General features: G+C 68.7%; 19 protein-coding genes and 2 tRNA genes. 13 read left to right on the forward strand and 8 right to left on the reverse strand.

Annotated elements, in window-relative coordinates; translation table 11 throughout:
- The first annotated feature begins 23 nt into the window (after positions 1–23).
- From serA to CVV72_RS38300, 5 genes are all read left to right on the forward strand, one after another.
- Positions 24–1,622, forward strand: a complete 1,599-nt coding sequence (gene serA / locus CVV72_RS38280) for a phosphoglycerate dehydrogenase (protein WP_219149318.1) — start codon at positions 24–26, stop codon at positions 1,620–1,622.
- A 303-nt stretch (positions 1,623–1,925) separates the two neighbouring features.
- Positions 1,926–5,330 carry a S8 family serine peptidase gene (locus CVV72_RS38285; protein WP_219149320.1) on the forward strand — a complete coding sequence of 1,135 codons (3,405 nt, stop codon included), beginning with the start codon at positions 1,926–1,928 and terminating at the stop codon, positions 5,328–5,330.
- 235 nt (positions 5,331–5,565) lie between these two features.
- A complete protein-coding gene (locus CVV72_RS38290) occupies positions 5,566–6,609 on the forward strand; it encodes a 3-isopropylmalate dehydrogenase (RefSeq protein WP_007031599.1) in 1,044 nt (347 codons plus the stop codon).
- A gap of 360 nt (positions 6,610–6,969) precedes the next feature.
- Entirely contained in the window at positions 6,970–8,595 is a 1,626-nt protein-coding gene (gene cimA, locus CVV72_RS38295) for a citramalate synthase (RefSeq protein ID WP_219149322.1), read from the forward strand.
- A 19-nt stretch (positions 8,596–8,614) separates the two neighbouring features.
- Entirely contained in the window at positions 8,615–9,385 is a 771-nt protein-coding gene (locus CVV72_RS38300) for a fumarylacetoacetate hydrolase family protein (RefSeq protein ID WP_034315680.1), read from the forward strand.
- Positions 9,386–9,452: 67 nt separating this feature from the next.
- Here the strand turns inward: CVV72_RS38300 and CVV72_RS38305 are convergent, their stop codons facing one another.
- A complete protein-coding gene (locus CVV72_RS38305) occupies positions 9,453–10,691 on the reverse strand; it encodes an FAD-dependent oxidoreductase (RefSeq protein ID WP_219149324.1) in 1,239 nt (412 codons plus the stop codon).
- Positions 10,692–11,232: 541 nt separating this feature from the next.
- Between CVV72_RS38305 and CVV72_RS38310 the strand changes: the two genes are divergently transcribed.
- The 3 genes from CVV72_RS38310 (at position 11,233) to CVV72_RS38320 (ending at position 12,294) form a co-directional block, all read left to right on the forward strand.
- Positions 11,233–11,967, forward strand: a complete 735-nt coding sequence (locus CVV72_RS38310) for an HAD family hydrolase (RefSeq protein WP_219149326.1) — start codon at positions 11,233–11,235, stop codon at positions 11,965–11,967.
- A 51-nt stretch (positions 11,968–12,018) separates the two neighbouring features.
- Positions 12,019–12,090 (forward strand) — tRNA-Gln (locus tag CVV72_RS38315).
- A gap of 131 nt (positions 12,091–12,221) precedes the next feature.
- Positions 12,222–12,294 (forward strand) — tRNA-Glu (locus CVV72_RS38320).
- Between the two features lie 1,069 nt (positions 12,295–13,363).
- Here the strand turns inward: CVV72_RS38320 and CVV72_RS38325 are convergent.
- Together CVV72_RS38325 and CVV72_RS38330 are read right to left on the reverse strand one after the other, a co-directional pair.
- Positions 13,364–14,362: an alpha/beta fold hydrolase gene (locus CVV72_RS38325; RefSeq protein WP_219149329.1), complete on the reverse strand. Its 999-nt coding sequence runs from the start codon at positions 14,360–14,362 to the stop codon at positions 13,364–13,366.
- Positions 14,363–14,418: 56 nt separating this feature from the next.
- On the reverse strand, positions 14,419–15,318 hold the full coding sequence (locus CVV72_RS38330; RefSeq protein ID WP_219149331.1) for an alpha/beta hydrolase: 900 nt from the start codon (positions 15,316–15,318) through the stop codon (positions 14,419–14,421).
- A gap of 69 nt (positions 15,319–15,387) precedes the next feature.
- Here CVV72_RS38330 and CVV72_RS38335 point away from each other — a divergent pair, with 69 nt between their 5' ends.
- From CVV72_RS38335 to CVV72_RS38345, 3 genes are all read left to right on the forward strand, one after another.
- Entirely contained in the window at positions 15,388–16,158 is a 771-nt protein-coding gene (locus tag CVV72_RS38335; protein ID WP_219149333.1) for a TetR family transcriptional regulator, read from the forward strand.
- A gap of 275 nt (positions 16,159–16,433) precedes the next feature.
- Positions 16,434–17,894 carry an FAD-dependent monooxygenase gene (locus tag CVV72_RS38340; RefSeq protein ID WP_219149335.1) on the forward strand — a complete coding sequence of 487 codons (1,461 nt, stop codon included), beginning with the start codon at positions 16,434–16,436 and terminating at the stop codon, positions 17,892–17,894.
- Between the two features lie 201 nt (positions 17,895–18,095).
- Positions 18,096–18,371: a hypothetical protein gene (locus CVV72_RS38345; RefSeq protein ID WP_219149337.1), complete on the forward strand. Its 276-nt coding sequence runs from the start codon at positions 18,096–18,098 to the stop codon at positions 18,369–18,371.
- Between the two features lie 26 nt (positions 18,372–18,397).
- Here the strand turns inward: CVV72_RS38345 and CVV72_RS38350 are convergent, their stop codons facing one another.
- The 4 genes from CVV72_RS38350 to CVV72_RS38365 form a co-directional block, all read right to left on the reverse strand.
- Positions 18,398–18,949: a TetR family transcriptional regulator gene (locus tag CVV72_RS38350; RefSeq protein WP_219149339.1), complete on the reverse strand. Its 552-nt coding sequence runs from the start codon at positions 18,947–18,949 to the stop codon at positions 18,398–18,400.
- 57 nt (positions 18,950–19,006) lie between these two features.
- Positions 19,007–19,186: a hypothetical protein gene (locus CVV72_RS38355; protein WP_219149341.1), complete on the reverse strand. Its 180-nt coding sequence runs from the start codon at positions 19,184–19,186 to the stop codon at positions 19,007–19,009.
- 42 nt (positions 19,187–19,228) lie between these two features.
- Positions 19,229–20,311, reverse strand: coding sequence for an NAD(P)/FAD-dependent oxidoreductase (locus CVV72_RS38360; RefSeq protein ID WP_219149343.1), 1,083 nt, complete (start codon positions 20,309–20,311; stop codon positions 19,229–19,231).
- A 129-nt stretch (positions 20,312–20,440) separates the two neighbouring features.
- Positions 20,441–21,778: an FAD-dependent oxidoreductase gene (locus CVV72_RS38365; protein ID WP_219149345.1), complete on the reverse strand. Its 1,338-nt coding sequence runs from the start codon at positions 21,776–21,778 to the stop codon at positions 20,441–20,443.
- A gap of 103 nt (positions 21,779–21,881) precedes the next feature.
- Between CVV72_RS38365 and CVV72_RS38370 the strand changes: the two genes are divergently transcribed.
- A complete protein-coding gene (locus tag CVV72_RS38370; RefSeq protein WP_219149347.1) occupies positions 21,882–22,727 on the forward strand; it encodes a GNAT family N-acetyltransferase in 846 nt (281 codons plus the stop codon).
- A gap of 38 nt (positions 22,728–22,765) precedes the next feature.
- On the opposite strand, the gene CVV72_RS38375 is transcribed toward CVV72_RS38370, so the two are convergent.
- Positions 22,766–24,154 carry an AAA family ATPase gene (locus tag CVV72_RS38375; RefSeq protein WP_219149349.1) on the reverse strand — a complete coding sequence of 463 codons (1,389 nt, stop codon included), beginning with the start codon at positions 24,152–24,154 and terminating at the stop codon, positions 22,766–22,768.
- A 403-nt stretch (positions 24,155–24,557) separates the two neighbouring features.
- On the opposite strand from CVV72_RS38375, the gene CVV72_RS38380 reads away from it, so the two are divergent.
- Entirely contained in the window at positions 24,558–25,004 is a 447-nt protein-coding gene (locus CVV72_RS38380; RefSeq protein WP_219149351.1) for a DUF1772 domain-containing protein, read from the forward strand.
- The last annotated feature ends 4 nt before the right edge of the window (positions 25,005–25,008 follow it).

The following is a 25,008-nucleotide window of genomic DNA, read 5'->3' on the forward strand; positions in this document are numbered from 1 at the left end:
GACCAGATAGTGGGAGCCGTATCGTGACCAAGCCGAACAAGCCCGTCGTCCTCATCGCCGAGAAGCTCGCCCCCTCCGTGTTGAGCGTCTTCTCCGACGAGGTCGAGGTCCAGCATGTGGACGGCACGGACCGCCCCGCGCTGCTCGAGGCCGTGAAGACGGCGGACGCGCTGCTCGTGCGGTCCGCGACGAAGGTCGACGCCGAGGTCCTCGGCGCCACCACCTCGCTCAAGGTCGTCGCCCGCGCCGGCGTCGGGCTGGACAACGTCGAGGTCCCCGCCGCCACCGAACGCGGTGTCCTGGTGGTCAACGCGCCGACGTCGAACATCGTCTCCGCCGCCGAACACGCCGTCGCCCTGCTGCTCGCCGTCGCCCGCCGGGTCCCGGCCGCCGACCAGAGCCTCCAGGGTGGCGCGTGGAAGCGCAGCGCCTACTCCGGCGTCGAAATCCAGGGCAAGACCATCGGTGTGGTCGGCCTCGGCAAGATCGGCCAGCTGTTCGCGCAGCGGCTCGCCGCGTTCGACACCAAGCTCATCGCGTACGACCCCTACGTCTCGGCCGCCCGCGCCGCGCAGCTCGGTATCGAGCTGGTCACGCTGGACGAGCTGCTGGAGCGCGCCGACGCGATCTCCATCCACCTGCCGAAGACCCCGGAGACCAAGGGCCTGATCGGCGCCGAGGCGCTCAAGAAGACCAAGCAGGGCGTCATCATCGTCAACGCCGCACGCGGTGGCCTGATCGACGAGCAGGCCCTGGCGGACGCGGTCAGCTCCGGCCACGTCGGCGGCGCCGGTATCGACGTGTTCGTCACCGAGCCCACCACCGAGAGCCCGCTGTTCGGCCTGCCGAACGTCGTCGTCACCCCGCACCTGGGCGCCTCGACCGCCGAGGCGCAGGACCGCGCGGGCACCGACGTCGCGAAGTCCGTGCTGCTCGCGCTGCGCGGCGACTTCGTGCCGGACGCGGTGAACGTCGCGGGCGGCGGCACGGTCGGCGAGCACGTCCGGCCGTACCTCTCGCTCACCCAGAAGCTCGGCACCGTGCTGACCGCGCTGAACCCGAAGGCCCCGGCCTCGGTCACCGTCGTGGTCAAGGGCGAGCTGGCCGCCGAGGACGTCAGCGTCCTGCCGCTCGCGGCCGAGCGCGGCGTGTTCTCCGGCGTCGTCGAGGACCAGGTCACCTTCGTGAACGCGCCGCGCGTCGCCGAAGAGCTGGGCGTCCAGGTCGATCTGGTCACCGAGACCGAAAGCCCCAAGTTCCGCAGCCTGGTCACCGTCCGCGCGGTCCACGCCGACGGCTCGACCCTTTCGGTGTCCGGTTCGGTCACCGGAAAGGACGAGGTCGAGAAGCTGGTCGAGGTCAACGGCCGCCACTTCGACCTGCGCGCCGAGGGCAACGTGCTGCTGCTCGAGTACCCGGACCGCCCGGGCATCATGGGCCGCGTCGGCACGCTGCTCGGCGAGGCGGGCCTCAACATCGAGGCCGCGCAGATCAGCCAGACCACCGACGGCGCGGACGCGGTCATGCTGCTGCGCGTGGACCGTTCCGTCGACTCGCATCTGCTGGAGCCGATCGGCGCCACCGTCGGCGCGCACACGATTCGCGCCGTCAACTTCGGCTGACCTGCGAAGCGCGTGAAGGCCCCCTTCCCTCGGCTCAGCCGAGGGAAGGGGGCCTTCACGCGCATCCCCGCAATTGGTCGACTAACTGTGGTCGTTGTAGGTGCAGGGTTCGCGAACGCGAGCAAGATTCAATAACGGTGAAAATTGCCTACTGAAGTCGGGCGGATGGGCCGATAGGTTCTTCCGGCGAGGCCGAACCATCGCGTCGTCAAGGGCACGGCGCGGCGCCGGGGCTCACCGTCGGGGGTGTGTTCGAGCGGCAGGCAGGTTCCGAGTCCAGGCCTCGAGTGAGGGCACGTACTCATGAACAGATCCCGCGTACCCCGATGGGCGATCCGCTCGTCGGCCGCGGTCTTCGCCGCGTTGCTCGTGACGTCCGTGACCGGGGCGTCCGCTGCCGCGCAGGATGTCCCTCTCGCGGACGGCGTCACGCCGGCGAAGATCGACCGTAACGGATTCCAGGGGAAGGTCGAGCCGAAGCTCAAGGCCGCCCAAGGCAAGATCACCGCCTTCGTCGAGCTGGCCAAGCAGCCAGCCGTCGACGCCTTCAACGCCGAGCAGAACAAGGGTGCCGGCAAGGAGAAGGCCAAGAAGGCCGCGAAAGACGCCAAGGCCGACGCCGCCGCGACGGTGAACTCCGTCGTCGGGCAGCTCAAGGCCGCCGACGCCGGCACCCAGCTGGTCACGCAGACCGCCAACGCGGTCGCCGGCGCGGTCGTCACGGCCGACGCGGCGAAGATCCGCGAGCTGGCGAAGCGGCCGGACGTCGTTTCGGTCAAGAAGGTCGTGCCGAAGACCCGCACCAACTCCAGCGCGGTCCAGCTGACCAACACGCTCGCCTCCTGGCAGCAGACCGGCCGCTACGGCGACGGTATCCGCGTCGGCGTGATCGACGACGGCATCGACTACACCCACGCCACCTTCGGCGGTCCGGGCACGGCCGAGGCGTACAAGGCGATCAACCGCGACCAGGCCACCCCCGCCTTCCCGACCGACAAGGTCGTCGGCGGTATCGACCTGGTCGGCGACGCCTACGACTCGGGCAGCGACGACCCGGCCCTCAACACCCCGAAACCGGACCCCAACCCGATCTCCTGCGGCCACCACGGCACGCACGTCGCGGGCACGGTCGCCGGATTCGGTGTGGACGAAGCGGGCAAGACCTTCACCGGTGACTACAAGAAGCTGAACAAGAAGAAGATCGAGGCGATGCAGATCGGCCCGGGCACCGCGCCCAAGGCCCTGCTGTACGCGATCAAGGTCTTCGGCTGCGACGGCTCGACCAACGTCACCTCGCAGGCGCTCGACTGGTCGCTCGACCCGGACGGTGACGGCGACTTCACCGACCACCTCGACGTGGTCAACCTTTCCCTCGGCGGCGACTTCGCCACCCCGGACGACCCGGACTCGCTGTTCGTGCGCAAGATCGCCGCGAACAACGTCGTCCCGGTGTTCTCCGCGGGCAACGGCGGCGACCTCAACGACGTCGGCGGCGCGCCGGGCAACACGCCCGAGGCGCTGACCGTCGCCAGCAGCCGTGACGCGTCCGTCCTGCGCGACGCCGTCGAAGCCGTCGCTCCCGACGGCGTGAAGGGCGCGAAGACCGGCCAGTTCAGCCAGAACTACGCGACCTACGACACGCTCGACGTCACCGCGCCGGTGGTCACGCTGTCGGCCGACAACGCCGCCGGCTGCAAGCCGTACTCCGAAGCCGACAAGGCCAAGGCCGCGGGCAAGATCGTGTTCCTCGAATGGGACGACAACGACGCGACCCGTGCCTGCGGTTCGGGCGCCCGTTCGAACAACGCGCAGGCCGCCGGTGCCAAGGGCGCGCTGTTCTCGTCGACGCTGGAGCACTTCTCGGCCGGGATCGCGGGCAACGCGGCCCTGCCGACGTTCCAGCTGACCGGCAGCGCGACCGCCTCGATCCGTCCCGCGGTGACCGCGGGAACGCTGCAGGTCCGCATGACCGGCAAGGGCCGCGTGTCCGTGCCGACCACCGATCAGTCCATTGTGGACACCCCGAGCTCGTTCACCTCGCGTGGCGGGCGCGGTCCGGCCGTCAAGCCGGACGTCGCGGCGCCCGGTGACTCGATCGCGTCGGCGCTGAGCGGAAGCGGCGCCGGTCGCCTGGTCATCTCCGGGACGTCGATGGCGGCCCCGCACACCTCGGGGATCACCGCCCTGATCCGTCAGGCGCACCCGGACTGGTCGGTCGAAGAGGTCAAGGCCTCGGTCATCAACACCGCCGGCCACGACATCCGTGACGCGTCGGGCCGCACCTACGGGCCGCAGCGCGTCGGCAGCGGCCGGATCGACGCGAAGGCCGCGCTGGACAACCAGGTCCTGGCCTACGTCGTCGACAACCCCGGCTTCGTCTCGGTCAACTTCGGCGTCGTCGAAGCGGGCGGCCCGGTCACCCTGACCAAGACGGTCAAGGTGGTCAACAAGGGCATCAAGCCGGTCGAGTACTCGGTGGGCTACGAAGCCGTGAACGCGCTCCCCGGTGTCGAGTACACAGTGGACAAGCCGACCGTGAAGCTGAGCCCGCGCGGTGTCGCGCTGGTGAAGGTGAGCCTGAAGATCGCCGACCCCAAGGCGCTCCGGAAGGTCATGGACCCGACCATGGCGGCGACGCAGGTCGGCCTCGCCCGGCAGTTCGTGGCGGACGCCTCCGGCCGGATCGCGTTCACCCCGAAGAGCGGCACGACCGTTCCGCTGCGGCTTTCGGTGTACTCCGCGCCGAAGCCCGTTTCGTCCATCAACACCCCGGGCAACGTCAACTTCGGCGCCGGCCAGAACCAGGCCGTGCTGAACCTGACCGGCAAGGGCGTGGACCAGGGCACCGGCGCGCAGCGGTACCGCTCGCTGATCAGCGTGCTCGAACTGCAGGCGGAATCCCCGCAGCTGCCCGAGTGCGACGGCGACGTCACCACCGACTGCACCCTGAACCAGACCGCCAAGGGCGCCGACCTGCGCTACATCGGCGCCGCGTCGACGGCTCCGCTGGCCAAGGCGCAGGGTGAGCCGGAGAACGCGTTGCTGGCCTTCGGTCTCACCACCTGGAGCGACCTGGCCAACCTGGGCAGCAACACCTCGCCGTTCGTGGACATCGACACCACGGGCGACGGGCAGCCGGACTTCGAGACCTATGTGACCAAGGTGACGTCCACCGACGTCCTCGTCGCGGTCACCGTGGCGCTGAAGCCGGGCTTCCCGCAGGTGGACATCCAGCCGATCAACGGCCAGCTCGGCGACGTCGACACGAACGTGTACGACACCAACGCCGTCGTGCTGCCGGTGAGCATCGCCGCGCTGGGCATCGACCCGAACGCCGCGTCGCACAAGATCAGCTACACCGTCGGAACCTCCGGGTTCTACGCGGCGCCGGGTGCGGACTCGTCGACGATCGACTACGTCGGCACGCCGCTTTCGTTCGACGCCTTGGCTCCCGCGTACACCGTCCAGGGCGGCGGCGACTCCGCGCTGGGCTACGTCGCGAAGCCGGGCACGGCGCTGGTGGTCAACCGCAACGCGGCCGCGCAGGACACCGTGCTGGGCCTGCTGGCGATCGAGCACCACAACGCCTCGGGCAACCGGGCGAACGTGGTGAAGATCCAGACGAACGCCGGTGGCGGAAACTCCGGTGTCGACCGGCCGGGCAACGGCGGACGCCACACCGGACGTCAGCCGATCGGTGTGGGCTGACGCGGTAGTGCGGTAATCCGCGTTCGATGAGGTGAGGGACGCCCTGGCGGCATGCTTTCCGCCAGGGCGTCCCTTCTTGTTTCACTCTTTCGGCTGTCTCGCTCTGTGGGAGATTCCGGCATAAGGGTGGTGCGGCTACGGCTACCGGGCTACGGCCGGTAACCTTCCGCTGCTGGCGTTTTCTTGCGGATGGGCCATCCGGACTGCCGGTGGCCTGGTCTACGGAGGTGTGTGGATGCGGCTCGCGGTGATCCCAGGAGACGGGATCGGGCCCGAAGTGGTCTCCGAGGCGCTCAAGGTGCTCGGTGAGGTCGTACCGACGGCGGAGATCACGAACTACGACCTCGGCGCCGCCCGGTGGCACTCCACCGGTGAGCTGCTCCCGGAGTCGGTACTCGGTGAACTCCGTCAGCACGACGCGATCCTGCTGGGTGCGGTGGGCGACCCGACGGTGCCGAGCGGCATTCTGGAGCGTGGGCTGTTGCTGCGCCTCCGGTTCGAGCTCGACCACCACGTGAACCTGCGTCCCGCCCGGTTGTACCCGGGGGTGCGCGGACCGCTCGCCGAGGCGGGCGAGATCGACATGGTCGTCGTGCGTGAAGGCACCGAAGGCCCGTACGCGGGCAACGGTGGCCTGCTGCGCAAGGACACCGAGAACGAGATCGCGACGGAGGTCAGCGTCAACACGGCGTTCGGCGTCCGGCGTGTGGTGACCGACGCGTTCAACCGGGCCGAGGCGCGGCCCCGCAAGCACCTGACGCTCCTGCACAAGACGAACGTGCTGGAGTACGCGGGTTCGCTGTGGTCGCGGATCGTCGAAGAGGTCTCGCTGGAGCACCCGGAGGTGACCGTCGCGTACTCCCATGTGGACGCCGCGACCATCCACCTGGTGACCGACCCGTCCCGCTTCGACGTCGTGGTGACGGACAACCTGTTCGGCGACATCATCACCGACCTGGCGGCGGCCGTGACCGGCGGTATCGGGCTGGCGGCGAGCGGGAACCTCGACATCACCCGGCGGAACCCGAGCATGTTCGAGCCGGTGCACGGCAGCGCGCCGGACATCGCGGGCCAGGGTCTCGCCGACCCGACCGCCGCGGTGCTGTCGGTGTCGCTGCTGCTGGACCACTTGGGGCAGAAGGAAGCGGCGCGGCGGATCGAGGCCTCGGTGGCCTTCGACCTCGCGACCCGAGACCAGGCGTCGCCCGGTGCGACGCACGCGATCGGCGACCGGCTGGCGGCACTGGTGTCGTCGAACGTGCGCCCGGTCACTCAGTAGTAGCTTGGGCTGAAGGGGCCCTTCGCCGCATCTCACGCGGTGAAGGGCCCCTTCACTGCGTTCGGTCTCGGTTCGAAGTCCGTGAAGGCCTCCTTGAGGGACCCAGAGTCCCTCAAGGAGGCCTTCACGGACCGGTTCGGGGATCGATCGGCGGCTCCCAGTAAGTGGGAAGTCGCGCCCGGCTTGTGGACGCTCGCCGAGGCGTGTGCCATGATGCGTCCGTGACCTCCTGCACCATCATTATCGCCGAGCGCGCCGGATAACAGCTCCACAAGAGCCCCCGGCGCGCAACCTCTCGCACCCATGCGGGAGGTTTTTTTGTTGCCTGAACGCGTTTGCCACCACCATGAGGAGTTCCCCGTGACTCGCACGGAGCCCGCCGACACACCGCTCGGCGACGCCTTCCACCTCTACGACACGACGTTGCGCGACGGCGCGCAGCGTGAGGGGATCTCCTACTCCGTCACGGACAAGCTGGCGGTGGCGAGGCTGCTCGACGATCTCGGGGTCGGGTTCATCGAAGGCGGATGGCCGGGAGCGCTGCCCAAGGACACGGAATTCTTCGCCCGCGCGGCTTCGGGCGAACTGAAACTGCGCCACGCCGCGCTCGTCGCGTTCGGCGCGACGCGGAAGGCGGGTGCCAAGGCCGAGCAGGACCAGCAGGTGCGGGCGCTGCTCGATTCCCAGGCACCGGTGGTCACCCTGGTGGCCAAATCGGACTTACGCCACATCGAACGCGCACTGCGGGTCGACGTGGACGAGGCGTGCGAGATGGTGCGGGACACCGTCGCGTTCCTCGTCGGCGAAGGACGTCGCGTCTTTCTTGACGCGGAACACTTTTTCGACGGCTACGCGTTCTCCCCGGACACCGCGCTGAGGGTGCTCGACGCGGGAGTGAACGCGGGCGCCGACGTCGCCGTACTGTGCGACACCAACGGCGGCCAGTTGCCGCTCGGCCTCGCGGAAACCGTCCGCGAGGTCAAGGAAAGGACCGGATTCCGGCTCGGAATCCATTGCCAGGACGACACTTCCTGCGCGGTGGCGAATTCCGTCGCCGCCGTGCAGGCCGGCGTGACGCACGTCCAGTGCACCGCCAACGGTTACGGCGAACGGGCGGGTAACGCCGATCTGTTCGCCGTGACGGGAAATCTGGTGACCAAGCTCGGTATGGAGGTGCTCCCGACCGGAGGCGCCGCCGAGCTCACCCGGGTCTCCCATGCCCTTGCCGAAATCGCGAACATCGCTCCCTACACCCACCAGGCTTACGTAGGGGCGTCGGCCTTCGCCCACAAGGCGGGACTGCACGCGAGCGCGATCAAGGTGGATCCGTTGCTGTACAACCACATCGATCCAGCTTCGGTCGGCAATGACATGCGGGTACTGGTCACCGAGATGGCCGGCAGGGCCAGCCTGGAGCTCAAGGGACGTGAGCTCGGGGTCGACCTTGCCGGCCAGCCCGAGGCGCTGACGAGCGCCGTCCGGAAGGTGAAACGGCTCGAATCCGAAGGCTGGTCCTTCGAGGCCGCGGACGCTTCACTCGAACTGCTGCTGCGGCGGGAGGTCGACGGCCCGCAGAGCGACGTCCTCGACGAACCGCCGTTCGAACTCGAGTCGTATCGGGTCGTGCTGGACCACCGGTCCGACGGCGAGGTCGTGTCCGAGGCGACGGTGAAGGTGCACGTCGCCGGTCAGCGGGTCATCGCGACCGCCGAGGGCAACGGCCCCGTGCACGCGCTCGACGCCGCCCTGCGCGAGGCGCTCAGCCCGCATCTGTCCTGGTTGGACAGTGTGGAGCTGGCCGACTACAAGGTGCGGATCCTCCCCGGCCACCCGGGCACCGACGCCGTCACCCGTGTCCTGGTCGAGACCAGCGACGGCGAACGGGAATGGACCACCGTCGGCGTGCACGGCAACATCGTCGAAGCGAGCTGGCTCGCGTTGTGCGACGCGCTCGTGCACAAGTCCCTCAGGGAAGGCCCGGCGTGAGGAGTCGTACAGTGGGGGAGTGCGTCTAGCCCGAATTGCTCATCCCGGTGGTGTCGCGTTCGCTTCGATCGAAGGGGACGGCGACGACGCCCAGGTACTGGAAATCGCCGAGCACCCCTTCGGCAACCCCAACTTCACCGGCAAACGCTGGCCGCTCGCCGACGTCCGGCTGCTCGCGCCGATCCTGCCGTCGAAGGTGATCGCGGTCGGCCGGAACTACGCCAAGCATGCGGCCGAGTTCGGCAACGAGGTCCCGCAGGACCCGATGCTGTTCATCAAGCCGTCGACCACGGTGATCGGCCCGAACGCGCCCATCCGCCGTCCGCGTGGTGTCGGCCGCGTCGACTTCGAGGGTGAACTGGCGATCGTCATCGGCCAGCCGGTCAAGAACGTGCCCGCCGCCCGTGCGGCGAGCGCGATCCTCGGCTACACCGTGGCGAACGACGTCAGCGCGCGTGACCTGCAGAAGTCCGACGGCCAGTGGGGCCGGGCGAAGGGGTTCGACACCTTCTGCCCACTCGGCCCGTGGATCGAGACCTCGCTCGACGCGGCCGACCTCGCGCTCAAGTCCGAGGTGGACGGTGTCCTCAAGCAGGACGGCCGGACGTCGGACCTGGTGCACAAGATCCCCGAGCTGGTCGAGTTCGTGTCCGGCGTGATGACCCTGCTGCCCGGCGACGTCATCCTGACCGGCACGCCCGAAGGCGTCGGCCCGATCGAGGACGGCCAGTCGGTCTCGATCACGATCGAAGGCATCGGCACCCTGACGAACCCGGTTCAGGACATCTAGCGCGCTATGAACGGACCGTTCCTTGCAAAATTTGCAAGGAACGGCCCGTTCATAGCGTTCGGGACCGTCAGCTACCGGCCGGTTCCATCGCCCGCCGCGCGAAGGCCGGGGCGTGTTCGGGCCGCAGCCCCAGGCCCAGCAGCCGGGCCGGGACGTAGGACAGCACCGGGAACCGGCTGAACAGCTTCACCATCGGCGCGGGCGGGCCGTTGCGTTTGCCCGCCATCACCGGCCCCATGACGTTCTTGTGCAACATCCGTTGCAGCCCCTGCACCAGCATCGTGGGCGCGAGACGGCGCTTGCGGACCTTCGCCAGGTCCGCCATCGACGGCCTGCCCCGCCGCAGCGGCTCGGCGAGCAGGGTGGCGGCCGCGACCGCGTCCTGCACCGCGAGGTTGATGCCGACCCCGCCGACCGGCGACATCGCGTGCGCCGCGTCACCGATGCACAGCAGTCCGTCGACATGCCACTTCCGCAACAGGTTCATCTTGACGTCGAGGAACTTGACGTCGTCGGTCGTCTTCAGCTCGTCGACCCGGTCGGCCAGTTCGGGAAGGATCGCCGCCACGTTCTCGCGGAACGCCTCGATGCCGTTTTCGCGCAGATCCTGGCCCTTGGGGCTGAGATAGGCGATCTGGAAGTAGCCCTTGCGCGGCAGCGGCACGGCGAAGCGGCGGTCCCGCATCTTCGGGGTCAGCATGCCCTCGCGTTCGCCGTCGCGCCGCGAGATCCGGAACCACCACGCGTCGAACGGGATGGCGTACTCCTTCGTCGTCAGGCCGGCCTCACGGCGGGCCGGCGACCAGCGCCCGTCGGCGGCGATCACCAGGTCGGCGCGTAGTTCGCCGGTCTTCCCGTCGGCGTCCCGGTAGCGGACGCCGCTCACCCTGCCCTGTTCGAAGATTAGCCCGGTCATCTCCGTGCTCTGCCGCAGCGTGAACGTGGACTCCTTCGCGCCGGCGTCGGCGAGCAGGTCCAGGAAATCCCACTGCGGGACCATCGCGATGTACGGATGCGCGACCTTCAGCCGGGTCAGGTCGGCCAGGCGCATCATCGTGCCGTCCTCGGCCGGGAACCCGGCGTAGGAGATCTCGCTGTGCGGCAGGCTGAGGAACTTCTCCCCGAGGCCCAGCTCGTCGAGCAACGTCAACGTCGACGGGTGCACGGTGTCGCCGCGGAAGTCCCTCAGGAAGTCCTTGTGCTTTTCCAGCACGGTGACCTCGATCCCGGCCCTGGCCATCAGCAATCCGGCGACCATGCCCGCGGGGCCACCGCCGACGACCACGCAGTTCGTGCGTTCGCTCATCCGTCCCACCCCGTCAGACCTTATTCACCGCTTGTTGAATAAGCTCAGCATGCACCCGCCCGACCGGCGCGTCAAGCGCCATCCGGGCGGATACGCCGTTCGGGCCATGACCCGGGCCTCACCGGTCCGGGTGTCGGCGACGACTGTCCAAAAAGGACGCGAAGAGGGATGGGAAAGTCCCGGGAGGACGGCGACCGCGGAAATGCCCATGTGGACGGTCCGCGACTCGAAGCCGGGTAAGGATTTCGTTGTCGTCACAGGGTGTGCGCGCCGCGAATCGGCCAAGGCGCCGGACGCCGGTATTTCACCCACCCGCCCGCGCCGGCCGTTGTCCGGTAACCAAAACACGTCATCTCGCCAACTGGGAGTAGAGTGCCCGCGCCGGAACAGACCAGCCTTAATCACCTCATCGGCAGAGTCGCGATCGCGCTGAGTGCCCTAGCCTCACTTGGTGGATTTCGCTCTCGTGCCCCGGACCCCGTCACGAACCACGCCGGACGCTCCGGACGGAGCGCCGTGGGAGCCGCCGGAGTTACGGTTGGTGTGCCTCGACATCGATGACACATTGATCGACTGCACGGCGGCGATCCGGCTCAGTCTGCGCGCGCTCACCGGCCAGAACGACCTTTGGCCGCTGTGGGATCTCATCACCGAAGAGCATGTCGCGCTGGTGGTGGCGGGCGAAATCGATTACGCGTCCATGCATCACAAGCGTACTGAATGTTTCCTGGCCGAGATCGGCATTCTGGCCGACGAAGACCAGGTCAAGGGCTTCGAAAGACGCCGCCGTGAAATTCTCACCCGTTCGTGGCAATTGTTCGAAGATGTCGTCCCCTGTCTGGAATGGCTGAGAGCCGCAGGCGTCCTCGTCGCGGCCGTCACGAACGCCTCCGGCGCGCATCAGCGCAAGAAGATCGCCGACCTCGGGCTCTCCCGGTTCTTTGATCACGTGGCCATCGCCGGTGAACTGGGAGTAGCCAAACCGGACCCGGCGATGTTCCACTCGGTCTGCCTCGGCCTCGGCTGCGACCCCGCCCAGGCGGTCCACGTCGGGGACAAGCTCGACACCGACGCCATCGGCGCGCGCGACGCCGGCCTCGGCGCCGTCTGGCTCGATCGGGACGGCATCGCCGAGCGCGCCCCGGCGGGTGTGCACACCATCGCCGGCCTCGACGAGCTGCCTGAGCTGCTCGTTTCCGAGTTCGCGAAGCTCGGCGTCCCGGCCCAGCGCGCTACGGAGACCCCCGCTTTCACGGTGCGGAACGGCGTGCTCTAGTATTCTTTCTCGTGCGGCACCGAGCCGGTCAAGATCGGAACGGTACCTCACTGGGGTATGGTGTAATTGGCAGCACGACTGGTTCTGGTCCAGTTAGTCTAGGTTCGAGTCCTGGTACCCCAGCTGGAGAACTCTCCGGAGTGAAACACAGAGTGACCCCCCTGCGAAGGCGGGAAACCCGGTCTGGTAAGTTTCTCCACGGCAGCACAGCAGGTGAACAACTGAAAATCTCCTTCTGAAGGAGAAAGTTCCTAGCCCCCGTCGTCTAGCGGCCTAGGACGCCGGCCTCTCACGCCGGTAGCGTGGGTTCGAATCCCATCGGGGGTACTTCGCAAAAGCGTCGATCATTTCGGTCGGCGCTTTTTGCTGTTTCAGTAGCCAGACATCGTCTGTGATCTTTTCTCCTGCTTCCGCTATCGCGGGCACTTGATCCGCCGGCCGTTTGCCCCCGATCGTCACGACGTCGCCGAGGCCGTTCAATCGCACAGTGAGCTGTGACACCTCGAAGAGTGTCTGAAGCAGGGCCTGCGAAGCCCTGGCCGAGTTGACGCGCAAGTAGGGAACGGCGATGCCTTGTGCGTCCAGCTGAGCCACCTCGGCTTGGGATCGTCGGGTGCGCCGTCTTGAGCTTGCCGGAGCAGGGATTCCTGCTTGCGTTCGATCTCGACGAGCTGTCGTTGCAGTCGCTCTCGCTCCTTTGCCCGTGTTCGTGCGGCAGTGTCGTCCACAGTGGCCAGGTTGGCTTCCGGAATGGACGTACGGTCAGGACCGAAGAAGCGTCCGATGGCGTCGAGAAGATCGGCATGAGGGTCGGCGACGCCGGGATTGTTCTTCCTGGGTCACGCTGACCGACAATGGTGATGTCTTCGTCTTCCGCGCGGACGGCAAGCTCGAAAGCCAGTCCACTACAACGGATTCGCGCAAGCCTGCGGCGCTTCAGTACATTTACGACGGCGTGCCGTCCCGGTTGCGGAAGATCAAGGACCCGGCCTCGGGTCGATCGCATGTGTTGCACTACCGCCGTCCCGGCGACGGCTGCTATGGCGGTGTCACCCCTCCGTCCGGCGCGCAAGCCCTTCCGCCGTAGCAGATGCTGTGCCGAATCAGCTGTCGGGACGGAACCGAAACCCGCCTTCGGTATGTCGGAGGCAATCTGGGCCGGATCGAGGACCCAGGTTCCGGGATCACCGACTACGGCTGCAACACGGGACTTTCCGGGCGCTAGCGTGGGAAAGTCCCGTGCTGTCAGGGAAAGATGCACGTCTGGCGGCGATCCCTCTCCGCTGACCCCAGATACTGGTATAGACGCGTGTTCATCGGCGAAAGATCCGGAGATCGTGTTCCAGTTCCATCGGGCGGATCCGTCCTCGGTCACCACGCGCCTGCTGACGACCGGTCAGGGGCTGAGGAACTTGACGAGGAGCGGGTTCACCTGGGCTGGATCGTCTTCGTGCACATTGTGTCCGGCGCCTGGGATCACTTTCACCTCCGCGCCGGGGATGCGCTCACCGTACTCGCGGGCGTAGGACGCGGGTAGCCAGTGGTCGTCCTGCCCCCAGACGATGAGCGTGCTGGCGGATATCCGGCCCAGACCCTGGTCGAGAGGGGCGTAGTCCTGGCCGCGGGCGAGCTCGACGAAGGCTGCTCGTCGTTCGGGCCTGGACAGCCAGGCCCAGGTCTCGTCGATCACCTCAGCGGTCACCCGGTCCTGGTGGGCGAACGCGGAACGCAGACTTGTCTCGAAATCCGGGCGGCGCATCAGTTTCACCGCGACCTCGCCCACCACCGGCAGCTCGAAGGCGGCCGTCTGCGACGCCGGCTCCTTGTTCAGGCCAGGCGAGTCCATGAGCACCAGCTTGTCCACACGCTCGGGGTGACGCTCGACAAAGGACAGGCTCCACGCGCCGCCCCACGAATGCCCGACCAGCGAGGCCTTCTTCAGGCCCACCGCGTCCATGAACGTGCCGATGGTGTCCGCCATGGCGGGGATCGTGTACGAGAAGTCCTCCGCCACCTCGGTGTAGCCCTGGCTCGGCAGGTCGACGGCGTAGACCGTGTGGTTCTCGGCCAGCGCGGGGATGGTGTCCCGGTAGGAGTACCGCCACTGGGCCCCACCCGCGATCAGCACCACCGGCGCACCCTGTCCGGTCTTCGTGTAGTGGAAACGCGCCACGGGGCTGTCCGCGTACTGGGAGTGAACGCGGTCCAGGTACGGCGAGCGGTACCCCTCCACGGCGGGCGGCTGCCACACGTACGCGACGAGCAGGACCGCCGCCAGCAGCAGCGCGACCGTGCCCGCCAGCCAACGCGGCCAACGCCGCAGGCGGGCAGGCGGCTCGGCCGAAGCCTGCGGCGTCTCGTCAGGCCCGGCGATGATCTCCTTCGATGTCTTCACGCACACCAGGACGGGTAGGCGTCGCCCGGCGTGACAGGCGCGCCGGATGAGCTAGCTCACTGCGGCCGCAAGCAGCGGCGCAGGAAAGCGATCTGGTCGGTGAGGGCACGCTCCCGGGTGGCCGAGTCGGTGTAGAAGGTGAAATGTGTGCCCGGGTAGCTGCGCAGCTCTCCACGCGAGGCGCGCTCCGCCAGTGTTCTGGTCGTCTCGAGGGGCGTCTCGTGGTCGTCGGCCGCGACACAGACCAGCAGCGGCATGGTCAGGCGGGCGGCGGCCTCGTCGGGGTGGTAACGCATCATGCCCAGCAGAGCCCGTGGCGCGACGCTGTTGCGCCACAGGGAGGTCTCGCCTCCGCCGGTGAGTGTCCGGATGTGCTGCTCGGCTTCGGCCGTGGCCGCGACCGCGAGCTCGCCCGGCTGCCCCACCATGGGTATGTAGTACGGCCGCAGGCCGAGCTTGCCGCGCAGCGCGTCCCAGCCGATGGCCCCCAGCAGTCGTAGCGTCTGCCACGTCGAACGTCCCTCGACACGCTTGGGGAACCCGTTGAACGGGATCTGTGCCACCACCGCGACGATGTCCGGGTCGCCGGCGGCGACCGAGACGACGTGGGCACCACCGAGCGAGTTGCCCCACAGCATGACGGCGTCGGGGTCGATGTGGGCGTCGGCGCGGGCGAACCCGATGGCGGCCCGCAGGTCGTCCTGCTGACCGTCGATGTCCGCGAGCTGGCGCGGCTCGCCGACGCTCTCCCCGAAGCCGCGATAGTCGAACACGAGGGCCGCCATGCCGTCGGCGGCGAACCGCTCGGCGTGCGGGAACAGCCGGTCCATCGTCCCGCTGAACCCATGGCTCAGCACGACGCAAGGCAGCCGGCCGTCCGGTGCCGGTGGCAGGTAGAGGTATCCCGCACAGGTCGTGCCACGGGAATCGAAAGCGACCTTGATTCGCTTGCTCATGACCCTCCTTGGGACTTACCGTTGGTAAGTATCTTAGCCACGAATTGACCTCGGGTAAGCAGGAGTCACATGAGCCCAACCCCGCAGCGGATCCTGGCGGCCTCCCGCGCCCTGTTCGCCGCCCGCGGTTACCGCGCCACGTCCATGCAGGCCATCGCGGATCAGGTCGGCATCACCAAGGCGGCGCTCTACTACCATTTCGCGTCCAAGGACGAACTCCTCCGCCATCTCACGCTGCCGCTGCTGGACGAACTGGAGAACGTACTCGCCGAGGCCGAGTCGGCCGGCGACCCGGAAGCGGTGCGCTGGTGCGCCATCGAGGGCTACATCGACGTCTACCTGCATCACCGGGAAACGCTGCTGATGCTGGTCAGGGACATGACGCTGCTGGTCCAGGCGCCGGTGGCGGACCGGTTCCGCGCGGCCATGGCCCTGGCCAACGACCTGGTGTGCGGACCGGATCGCAGCCTGGAAGGGCGAGTACGCGCCGCGCAGGTGGTCGCGGGACTCAGCGATCCGGTCGTGCTCTTCATGAACGTGCCCCCCGAACGGCTCAAACTCCTCATCCTCGACGGCGCCCGTGCCCTGCTCACCCGTTCCGACCCGGCCCGGGAGGGAACGGCGGAGGAGTCTGCTCGCACCGGCCGGCACGCCGAGGTGACCAGCCGTCCACCCGCTCGCGGACGGCCACGAGGGCGAAGCGGAGGGCGGCCCGCCGCGTTGACCGGACCAGAGGCTGAGCAGGCACGCGCTCTGTACGCGGCAGGGCGTCCGGTGCCGGAGATAGCCGACCGGCTCAACGTCTCGCGAGCCACCGTCTATCGCTGTCTCAAAAACTAAGGAGAACTTTTGATTTTGAAATCAAAAGTCGGAAGCGCTGTCGGATCCTCGGATTTCGAGTAGAGGTGCGCGTGAACGTGCGCTTCACAGTTCGGCGCGCCGACTCGTCGAAGGAGGAGGAACCCGCCTGCACCGGGCAGGCCGAGGCCGACGGGACCGGTCGTGCCACAGCCGGCAGGTGGTGGCCAACGCCTGTTGACGTTGGCGAGCCGGATGTCCTAACCTATGCCAACAAGCGTTGGCCAACAAGTGTTGGCAATCACTGGGAGGTTCCGATGTCACCCACTGTCACCGCCGCCGATGTCCTGGTCGTCGGGGCCGGACCGACCGGACTTCTGCTGGCCGGGGATCTGGCCGAGGCGGGCCTTTCGGTCGTGCTCGTCGAGCGCCGCCCGCACCAGGTCAGCAACCTGTCCCGGGCGCTGGTCGTGCACGCCCGGGTGCTGGAGCAGTTCGATGCCCGCGGCATCGCCGAGGAGGTCGTGGCGAGCGGGCACCCGATCAGCCGGCTGGCGCTGTTCGAGGCGGCCCGGCTCAACCCTTCGCGGTTGCCGACCCGCTACCCGTTCGTCCTGTTCACTCCGCAGTACGAGGTGGAGAAGGTGCTGGAGCGCCGGGCCCTTGAGGCCGGAGTCGCCTTCGTGTACGAGACCAAGGTCGTCGCGGTGGAGCAGGACGCGAAAGGCGTGACGGCCCGCACCGAGGACGGGACCGGGCAGCCGGGCGGCACGTTCCGCGCGTCCTACCTCGTCGGCGCCGACGGGGTGCACAGCTCGATCCGGCCCGCGATCGGCCAGCCCTTCCCCGGTGACACGATCCTCAGCTCGCTGATCCTGGCCGACGTCAGGCTCGACAAGGCACCGGACCGGCCCTTCGTCGTGAACGCCGTCCAGGACGGGTTCGCACTGCTCACCGAGATGGGCGACGGCCTCTATCGCGTGACCGGCTGGAACCGTCATCACCAGCTTCCCGACGACGCGCCGCTGGAGGTGGACGAGGTCAAGGAGTTGCTCCAGATGAACTTCGGGACCGATTACGGGATCACCGAAATCCCGTGGATGTCGCGGTTCCACAGCGACGAGCGGCAGGCCCCGGCCTACCGGGTCGGGCGGGTGTTCCTCGCCGGTGACGCCGCGCACGTGCATTCCCCGGCGGGCGCCATGGGCATGAACACCGGCCTCCAGGACGCGGCCAACCTGAGCTGGAAGCTGGTGGCCGTGCTGCGTGACGGTGCCGACGACCGATTGCTGGACACCTATCAGGCCGAGCGGCACGCGGTCGGCAAGGTGGTGCTGCGGATGAGCGGGACGCTGGTGCGGGCCGCCCTGCTCCGCGGATGGATCGCCCGGCTGTTGCGGCGCGCGGCTGGAACGGTCGTCAGCAACTTCCGTCCGCTGGCCGACAAGGCGGCGTCCATGATCACCGGGATCGGCATCGCCTACAAGGCCCCGCGCGGCGCGCACAAGCTGACCGGACGGCGCGCCCCCGACGTCGACCTCCAAGAGGGACGGCTGAACGAGCTCCAGCGCGGCGGCAGGTTCGTGCTGATCACACCGGACGGTGCGGACGCGGACTTGCCCGGCCACGTCGTCCACGCGCACTGGACCGGTGACCGACGCACCACGGCCCTCGTCCGGCCCGACGGCTACTTCGCCTGGGCGACCGACCGCCCCGACGAGGAGAGCGTCCGAGCCGCCCTCACCGCCTGGGCGGGAACCACCTCCACATCAGCCTGAAGGGTCAGGGCTCGGGCGCGGTGAGTACCACGGACCGTGGAAACCGTCCCGCGGCCGGAGTCGTTGGTCCGCCACGCGCTGAGGCGCGCCCAGCTGTAGTCGACCACGACAAGTGTTGACGTCGTTTCCGATCACCATCCACATCGCCTGTCGCCTTCTCCGGCAGGCGGCATTCCATCCCCGGCACGATAGGAGCACGCAATGCAGTACCTCCTGGTCCGACAGCGGTTCACCGACTACGGCACCTGGCGCGCGGCGTTCGACAGCCTCGCCGACCTGAGGAGCGCCGCGGGGATGCGCACCGTCCTGGTCAGTACGAACGCCGAGGACCCCGGCGAGGCGGTTGTCCTGTTCGAGTGTGAGGACGCGCAGGCCATGCGAGTGCACGCCACCTCGGAGGCGCTCAGGGGCGCCCACGAACGCGGCGGCGTGGTGCCGGGATCCAACCACGCCACCGTCCTGCTCCCTCGCGACTGATCCCGCCGCCTGCTGAGCCCTCCCGGTCAGCGAGGGCCTGCGAGGTAGCGCTGCAGGGTCGGGCCGACCCATTCCACCACCTCCTCGCGGCTGAGCGCGGCCACAGGCGGCAGCCGGATCACATACCGGCATAGCGCGAGGCCGAGCGCCTGACTGGCGGCAAGTCCCGCGCGGGTAGCGGCGTCGACCGGATCGTCCGTGAACCGCGCGATCAGCGGCGTCAGCTGACCAGCGAAGATCTTCTGCATCTTGGCGGACGCGTCCTCGTCGGTCATGGCGGTGCGCAGCAGGATCCGCAGCGCGTCATCGCCCTCCCAGCGGTCGATCAGGTGCCCGGCCAGGGCGCGCCCGACCTCGTCGCGTGGCACCGTGGTGAGGTCGGGCAGCTTCAGGTCGAGGTCCGCGGCTTTGGCGAACAGCTCGCGCTTGCTGCCGAAGTAGCGCATGACCATGGAGGGGTCGATATCGGCGGCGGCCGCGATCGCGCGGACGGTGGCGCGGTCGTATCCGTCGGCGCTGAAGCGATCACGCGCGGCCCGCAGAATCGCCGCCTTGGTTTGTTCGGACGAGCGTCGCATGGCCACACCTTATGCCCACAACAGTTGGCCAACACCTGTTGCCAACTGCACACCTGGTCATCGATGCCGCGGCCTCGGTCCGCCGAGCTCACGCCCGGCCTGCCGGGCCAGGAACATCGTTGCCGGGACGGTATCCAAGGAGTTTCCGGAGGCGAGCTGGTAGGTACCGGTCCAGCGGATCCGGTTGGCCTCGGCGCCCGAGCCGAGGATGGTGGTGGCGCCGTTGTCGGCGGCCAAGGTGTGGCGCCACGACTGACACCGCACCTTGACCGCAGCGAGTCAGCCGACCGGCTGGCAGCAGCGCTTGCCTGTGCTGACACGGTTTCCGGTCAGTTTCCTCAAGACGTAACGGGCGTCGCGGCCGACGCCGCGGAGGGTGGCGGAGGCGAAGCTGCGCTGCCACTCCAGCCCGACGAAACCCAGCCCCGGGTGGCTGGTCGACACCCCGCGGCTCTGGAGCGGGCGCCCAGCAGGGTCCAGCGCGCCGAGCGTGTCCAGATAGGACAGACCGGGCCGGAATCCGGTGGCGAGCAGGACGGTGTCGACGCGTTCGCGGGTTCCGTCCGGCCAGACCACGGTGTCGCCGTCGAGAGTGGTGAACAAGCGCCGGTGATCTGGCTGTCCTTTCCGGATGGCGGCGCGGTAGCCGCCGGGATCGTTCACCGCGGTGGTCGGCGGGTGCTTCAGGAGATGGCCGATCGGCAGGTGGTCGAAGCCGACGGCGGCGGACCAGAAGTGCACGTCCTTCCCGAAAGGACGCTGTGGCGCGAATTTGACCGGTGTCCGGGTGGCGAGGGTGACGTGGGCGTGGCCCGCGAGTTCGGTGGCGATCTGGACCGCGGAGTTGCCCGCGCCGACCACGATGACGCGTTGCCCGGTGAAGGGGTCCGGGTTCCGGTAGTCGCTGCTGTGTACGACCTGGCCGGTGAAGCCGTCCAGACCGGGCAGTGCGGGACGGTGGGGGCGGGAGAAGCCACCGGAGGCGGCGATGACGGTCGGTGCGGTGAGCGCGGTTTCTCCTGCCGTGTGCACGGTGAAGGCGCCGTCGTCGTGGGTGACGGTGTCCACCTGGTGTCCGGTCCGGATTTCGGCGTCGAGGCAGCCGGCGTAGCGGCGGAGGTAGCCGACGACCTCGTCGCGGTGCGGGTAGTGCTCGGGGTCGCCGGGGAAGGGCAGTCCGGGGAGGCTGCTGTAGCGGGCGGGGGAGAAGAGGGTCAGCGAGTCGTAGTAACGGGGCCAGGACCCGACCGGTTCGGCGCCTGCTTCGAGGATCACCGGTGTCAGCCCCTGTGCCCGGGCGGCGTGGGCGGTGGCGAGACCGGCCTGGCCGCCGCCGACGATGATCACGTCGTGGTCGTTCATGGGTTCCTTCCGGAGCGAGGTGTTGCCGCGAGGGCGAGGACAGCGGCGGTCGCGCCGAGCACGAGGGCGACGGTGATGGTGGGCCGCGCCCCAGCGGTCGGTCACGGCGGTGCCCTGCGGGAGTCGCGGTCAGCGCACCGCGGCCGACGGCGCGGACAGGGTCAGGACTTCCGGCTCCGGAGTCGCGCAGCAGCCACCGGCGGCCGGTGCGTCGTCCGGTTCGTCGAACAGGCCCGCGCCGCCGCAGACGCCGGTCTCGGCCATGCGCAGTTCGACCCGCGCGGCCGCCTCGTGGTCCCCGGCGAGCTGGGCGGCGATACTGCGGACCTGCTCGTAGCCGGTCATCGCCAGGAACGTCGGTGCCCGGCCGTAGCTCTTCATCCCGGCCAGGTAGAAGTCCTTCTCCGGATGCGCGAGTTCCTTGGCGCCGTGGGGATACACGGTTCCGCACGAGTGGACGTTCGGATCGATCAGCGGCGCGAGCGCGACCGGCGCCTGCAGGGTCGGGTCCAGGTCGAGCCGGATCTCCGACAGCCAGGTGAGATCGGGCCGGAAACCGGACAGGGTCACGACCTCGTCGACCTGCTCGATCCGCTGCCCGCCGGCGGAGATCAGGGTCAGCCGTCCCTCGGCGTCGCGTTCGACCGCCTCGGTGCGGAACCCGGTCACCACCGTGATCAGTCCGGATTCGACCGCGTCCCGGGCACGCAGGCCGAGAGCGCCCCGCGCGGGCAGCTGATCGGCCTCACCGCCGCCGAAGGTGTTGCCGACCGCGCCGCGACGCAGCACCCAGCTGATCCGCGTGCCGTCCTTCGCGAGCCCGGACAAGGCGACCAGCGCGGTCAGCGCGGAATGTCCGCTGCCGGCGACCACCACATGCTTGCCCGCGTACCGGGCCCGCACCGCTTCGTCGCCCAGATTCGGTACCCGGTAAGCGATCCGCTCCGCCGACGCACGCTCACCGACGGCGGGAAGGCCTTCGCCGCCGAGCGGGTTGGGCGTCGACCACGTGCCGGACGCGTCGATCACGGCCCGCGCCGCGATCCGCTGCTCCGCCCCGTCGGCGGCGTGGACGTGCACGGTGAACGGCTCGTCGTCGCGACCGCTGTCCACGACCCGGTCCCGTCCCCGGCGGGCGACGCCGATCACCTCGGCGCCGAACCGGACCCGGTCGCCGAGCGCCGCCGCCAGCGGCCGCAGATACCGGCCGGCCCAGTCCGCGCCCGTCGGATACGCCTCGCTGTCGGGCCGGGTCCAGCCGGTCGTCTCCAGCAGCCGCCCGGCCGCGGGAGCGACGAGTTCGGACCACGGCGAGAACAAGCGCACGTGGTGCCACGCCGCCACGTCCGAACCCGCTTGCGCGCCGCGCTCCAGCACCAGCGGTTCGAACCCCCGCTCCACCAGCTCGGCGGCGGCCGCCAGGCCCACCGGTCCGGCCCCGATCACCACGACAGGCAGCTCGTTCATCCCCATGCCCTTTCATCGATCCATCTCGATTGAAGCGATGCGAGGGACTGTATCGACGAGAGTCGATTGACGCAACCATCGATTTTGGTCGATACTGGGTGGCATGACGACGGTCGTGCCCGTTCCCCTTGCCGGTCTCCTGCCTGAGCGCGAAGCCGCGACCTATGCCGGGTGGTTCGCCTGCCTGGCCGAGCCGATGCGGGTGAAACTGCTGCACGCGGTCGCGACCGCGCCGCGTGGCCTGACCGTGGGTGCGCTCACCGGAATCCTCGGGACCAGCCAGTCGACGTGTTCGCATCACGTCCGGAAGCTGGCCGAGGTCGGCTTCGTTCATCTGCGCAAAGAGGGCACCGCGACGGTCGTGACGATCAATCAGGCTTGCTGCAGCGGTCTTCCGCACGCGGCCGACGCGGTGATGGGACTGCTCGCGCCGCGACCCTGTTGCCCGGACAACGTGCCTGACGACGTGCTCATCCGCGCCCTGCGCGAGGACGACTGGGACGCGGTGCGCCGGATCCACGCCGAAGGCATCGCCACCGGACTCGCCACCTTCGACACCGAATTCCCGACTCGGAAAGCTCTCGACGCGAACTGGCTGACCGGTCACCGCTGGGTCGCCGAAATCGACGGCGAGGTCGCGGGCTGGACCGCCGCCGCCCCGGTCTCGGCGCGCGAGTGCTACCAAGGCGTCGCCGAGACATCGGTCTACGTCGCCGAAAGCCATCGCGGCCGCGGCGTCGGGAAAGCGCTGCTGTTCAAACAGGTCACCGAGGCCGACGCCGCCGGGCTCTGGACCCTGCAGACCTCGATCTTCACCGACAACCGCGCCGGTATCGCGCTGCACCACAGCGCCGGCTACCGCACCGTGGGCGTCCGCGAACGCATCGCCCAACGCGACGGCACCTGGCACGACACTGTCTTCCTCGAACGCCGCAGTCCCGTCGGCTAGGCGGCTTCGTTCACCGAGCCGCCGTGTTCGGGGCCTGGCTACGTCGCAAGTGCGCGGTACGGTCGCACGACGGTTTCGACGAAGGCCGCGACCTGCTCGTCGATATGCGCCTTTCCCTCGGACTCGTTCTCGACGAGGAACAGCCGGCCGGCGACGTTCTTCTGGGCCTTCAGCAGCGCGAAGTCGTCCCTGCTGTAGAGGGTGTCCGCGGCGTTGCTGGGCAGCCGGTGCTCGTCGGACACCTCGAGGGTGATCAGCTGCCCCGCCACCGAGATCTTCGGTGGCTCGCCCCGCCTGGCCAGCCGGGTCGCGCGCTCGGCGTCGGAGGCGCGGACGTGGACGATCTGCGACGCCGCCAGGACCTCGTCGCCGAACACCTGGAGCGCTCCGGTCGTGTCGGCCCTGGCGAATTCGACGATCGTGATCGGGTTGCTCCGGCGGTTTTCCCACACGCGATGGCCGAGCGTGTGCAGGGCCGGCCGGAGATCATCCTCGCGCTCCACCTGGAACGCGCCGCCCTGCTGGGCGCTGAAGCCCGCACCGCGACCGTCGCCGAGGAGCATCAAGGCGTGGAGGAATTCTTGGAATGCGTAGACGTAGTCGTTCAGCTCGTCGACCTGCATCCGCCATCGCCGAAGCTCTTCGGCGATGGCTCGCCGGATCAGTGACTTGCCGGCACCCGGCAGGCCGGTGACGAAGATGACCGGCGCGCGGTGGCGGAACGCCAGGTGCCGCAGGACCGCGTCTTGCGCCTTGGGTGACAGCTGGTACGCGGCGCGCTGCTCCCGGATCCGGTCCGCGAGGCGGGACAGTCCATCGCCCGTCTTGCTGCCGGCCGGGATTTCCCCCGCCGAGAGGTCCCCGGCCAAGAGTTCCCCGGCCAGGAACGATTCGAGGGGTTCGGATTCACTCCACATCTCGTCGAAGTGACTGCGGAACACCTTGGCGGCCGAGATCTCGTCCAGCCGTTCGGGCCGATCCTTCCCGCCGTTGCGCCGGTTGAGCACCGTGTGGTGCTCCGAACCGGAGAACACGTGGTACGACAGGTGTCCCGCGGTCAGCGCGCGGGACACGCGGACCTCGATCCCGGCCCCGAGCAACTCGGCACCGGCGGTGAGGGCGGCCGGCTCGGTACGGGTGATCACCCGTACCCCGCGGCGGCCGTTGATCTGCGACCACGCCTCCTGAATCTCGGCGAGCACGGGAGAGCATTCCGCCGGGAGCAGATTCGGGACCAGTGCGTCGAGCCGCTCGACGTTGTCGTTCTTGGAGATGACCAGCATCTCCGCCAGGTAGTTCCGCCGGGTCATCCGCTGGGAGAGCCCGGTCGGCAGGCGGGTGCGACGCCACAGGAACCTGACTGTCGCCACGATGAGAGCGACGGCCACGCCGCTGGTCACGGGCACGAGGAGCTGGCTCCAGTTCATCGGGATCCCCTGTCCGCCGTCGCCGTCCGCCGGAGGTTCCTCGTTCGCGCCGCGGAATGCCCGTGGTGAGCACCGGCGCTGGCGAGCAGGCACGATCCCGGGCACAAGCCCGCCGCCGGTCTCAGCCGGACGGACTCGGTCGTAGCCATGCAGCCTGCCTCTCGCAGGTGTGGGTGCGCCTAAGCCAAAGTTTAGGCGCACCGAACTTTCTTTTCAAGCCTGGCATATTCTGTCCGTGCACTGGGGGGGGCGAACTCGCGCAGTGCCGGTGACCGCGTAGTGGACCTATCCGGTCATCGCATGGGCTTCTCCGCCTGAAATCTAGCGACGCTAGACAATCTAGCGGCGCTAGTGCTAGCGTCGCAGGACAACCTAGCGACGCTAGCTTTCTGGAGGGGTAGTCATGCTCAACGCACTTGAGATCGTCACGACCGTGGTCGTCGGCGTGATGGTGGGGGTGGAGTTCGCCGTCTCTTTCGTCCTCAACCGGATCCTCGGCGCCCTCCCCGAGGACAGCATGGTGCGTGGCCGTGCCCACGGGGGCCGGATGCTCGGCGCCGTCATGCCGGTCTGGTACATCGGTTCGCTGGTCCTCGTCGCGGTCTGGGCCATCGCCGGGTGGCGGGACCCCGCCGCCGGGCTCGTCGTCACGGCCGGTGCGCTGCTGATCGTCAGCGTGGTCATGTCGGTCCTGCTGCTCGTCCCGATCAACAACCGCGGCAAGACGTGGACCGCCGAGAACCGGCCCGCCGACTGGAAGGAGCAGACGAACCGCTGGGACCGTTTCCACTACGCCCGGGTGGCGGTCATCATCGCCGCCTTCGCCCTGCTGGTGACCGCGCTCGGCTGAGCTT

The sequence above is a fragment of the Amycolatopsis sp. TNS106 genome (assembly GCF_019330265.1).
Lineage (GTDB): Bacteria > Actinomycetota > Actinomycetes > Mycobacteriales > Pseudonocardiaceae > Amycolatopsis > Amycolatopsis lurida.

What these genes read in the sequence shown, in the direction of transcription:
- CVV72_RS38330 (WP_219149331.1), bottom strand. Translation starts at nt 15,318, where the DNA reads ATGAGCAAGCGAATCAAGGTCGCTTTCGATTCCCGTGGCACGACCTGT.
- CVV72_RS38350 (WP_219149339.1), bottom strand. Translation starts at nt 18,949, where the DNA reads ATGCGACGCTCGTCCGAACAAACCAAGGCGGCGATTCTGCGGGCCGCG.
- CVV72_RS38345 (WP_219149337.1), top strand. Translation starts at nt 18,096, where the DNA reads ATGCAGTACCTCCTGGTCCGACAGCGGTTCACCGACTACGGCACCTGG.
- CVV72_RS38335 (WP_219149333.1), top strand. Translation starts at nt 15,388, where the DNA reads ATGAGCCCAACCCCGCAGCGGATCCTGGCGGCCTCCCGCGCCCTGTTC.
- CVV72_RS38290 (WP_007031599.1), top strand. Translation starts at nt 5,566, where the DNA reads ATGCGGCTCGCGGTGATCCCAGGAGACGGGATCGGGCCCGAAGTGGTC.
- CVV72_RS38365 (WP_219149345.1), bottom strand. Translation starts at nt 21,778, where the DNA reads ATGAACGAGCTGCCTGTCGTGGTGATCGGGGCCGGACCGGTGGGCCTG.
- CVV72_RS38380 (WP_219149351.1), top strand. Translation starts at nt 24,558, where the DNA reads ATGCTCAACGCACTTGAGATCGTCACGACCGTGGTCGTCGGCGTGATG.
- CVV72_RS38285 (WP_219149320.1), top strand. Translation starts at nt 1,926, where the DNA reads ATGAACAGATCCCGCGTACCCCGATGGGCGATCCGCTCGTCGGCCGCG.
- CVV72_RS38370 (WP_219149347.1), top strand. Translation starts at nt 21,882, where the DNA reads ATGACGACGGTCGTGCCCGTTCCCCTTGCCGGTCTCCTGCCTGAGCGC.
- CVV72_RS38360 (WP_219149343.1), bottom strand. Translation starts at nt 20,311, where the DNA reads ATGAACGACCACGACGTGATCATCGTCGGCGGCGGCCAGGCCGGTCTC.
- CVV72_RS38375 (WP_219149349.1), bottom strand. Translation starts at nt 24,154, where the DNA reads ATGAACTGGAGCCAGCTCCTCGTGCCCGTGACCAGCGGCGTGGCCGTC.
- CVV72_RS38340 (WP_219149335.1), top strand. Translation starts at nt 16,434, where the DNA reads ATGTCACCCACTGTCACCGCCGCCGATGTCCTGGTCGTCGGGGCCGGA.
- CVV72_RS38305 (WP_219149324.1), bottom strand. Translation starts at nt 10,691, where the DNA reads ATGAGCGAACGCACGAACTGCGTGGTCGTCGGCGGTGGCCCCGCGGGC.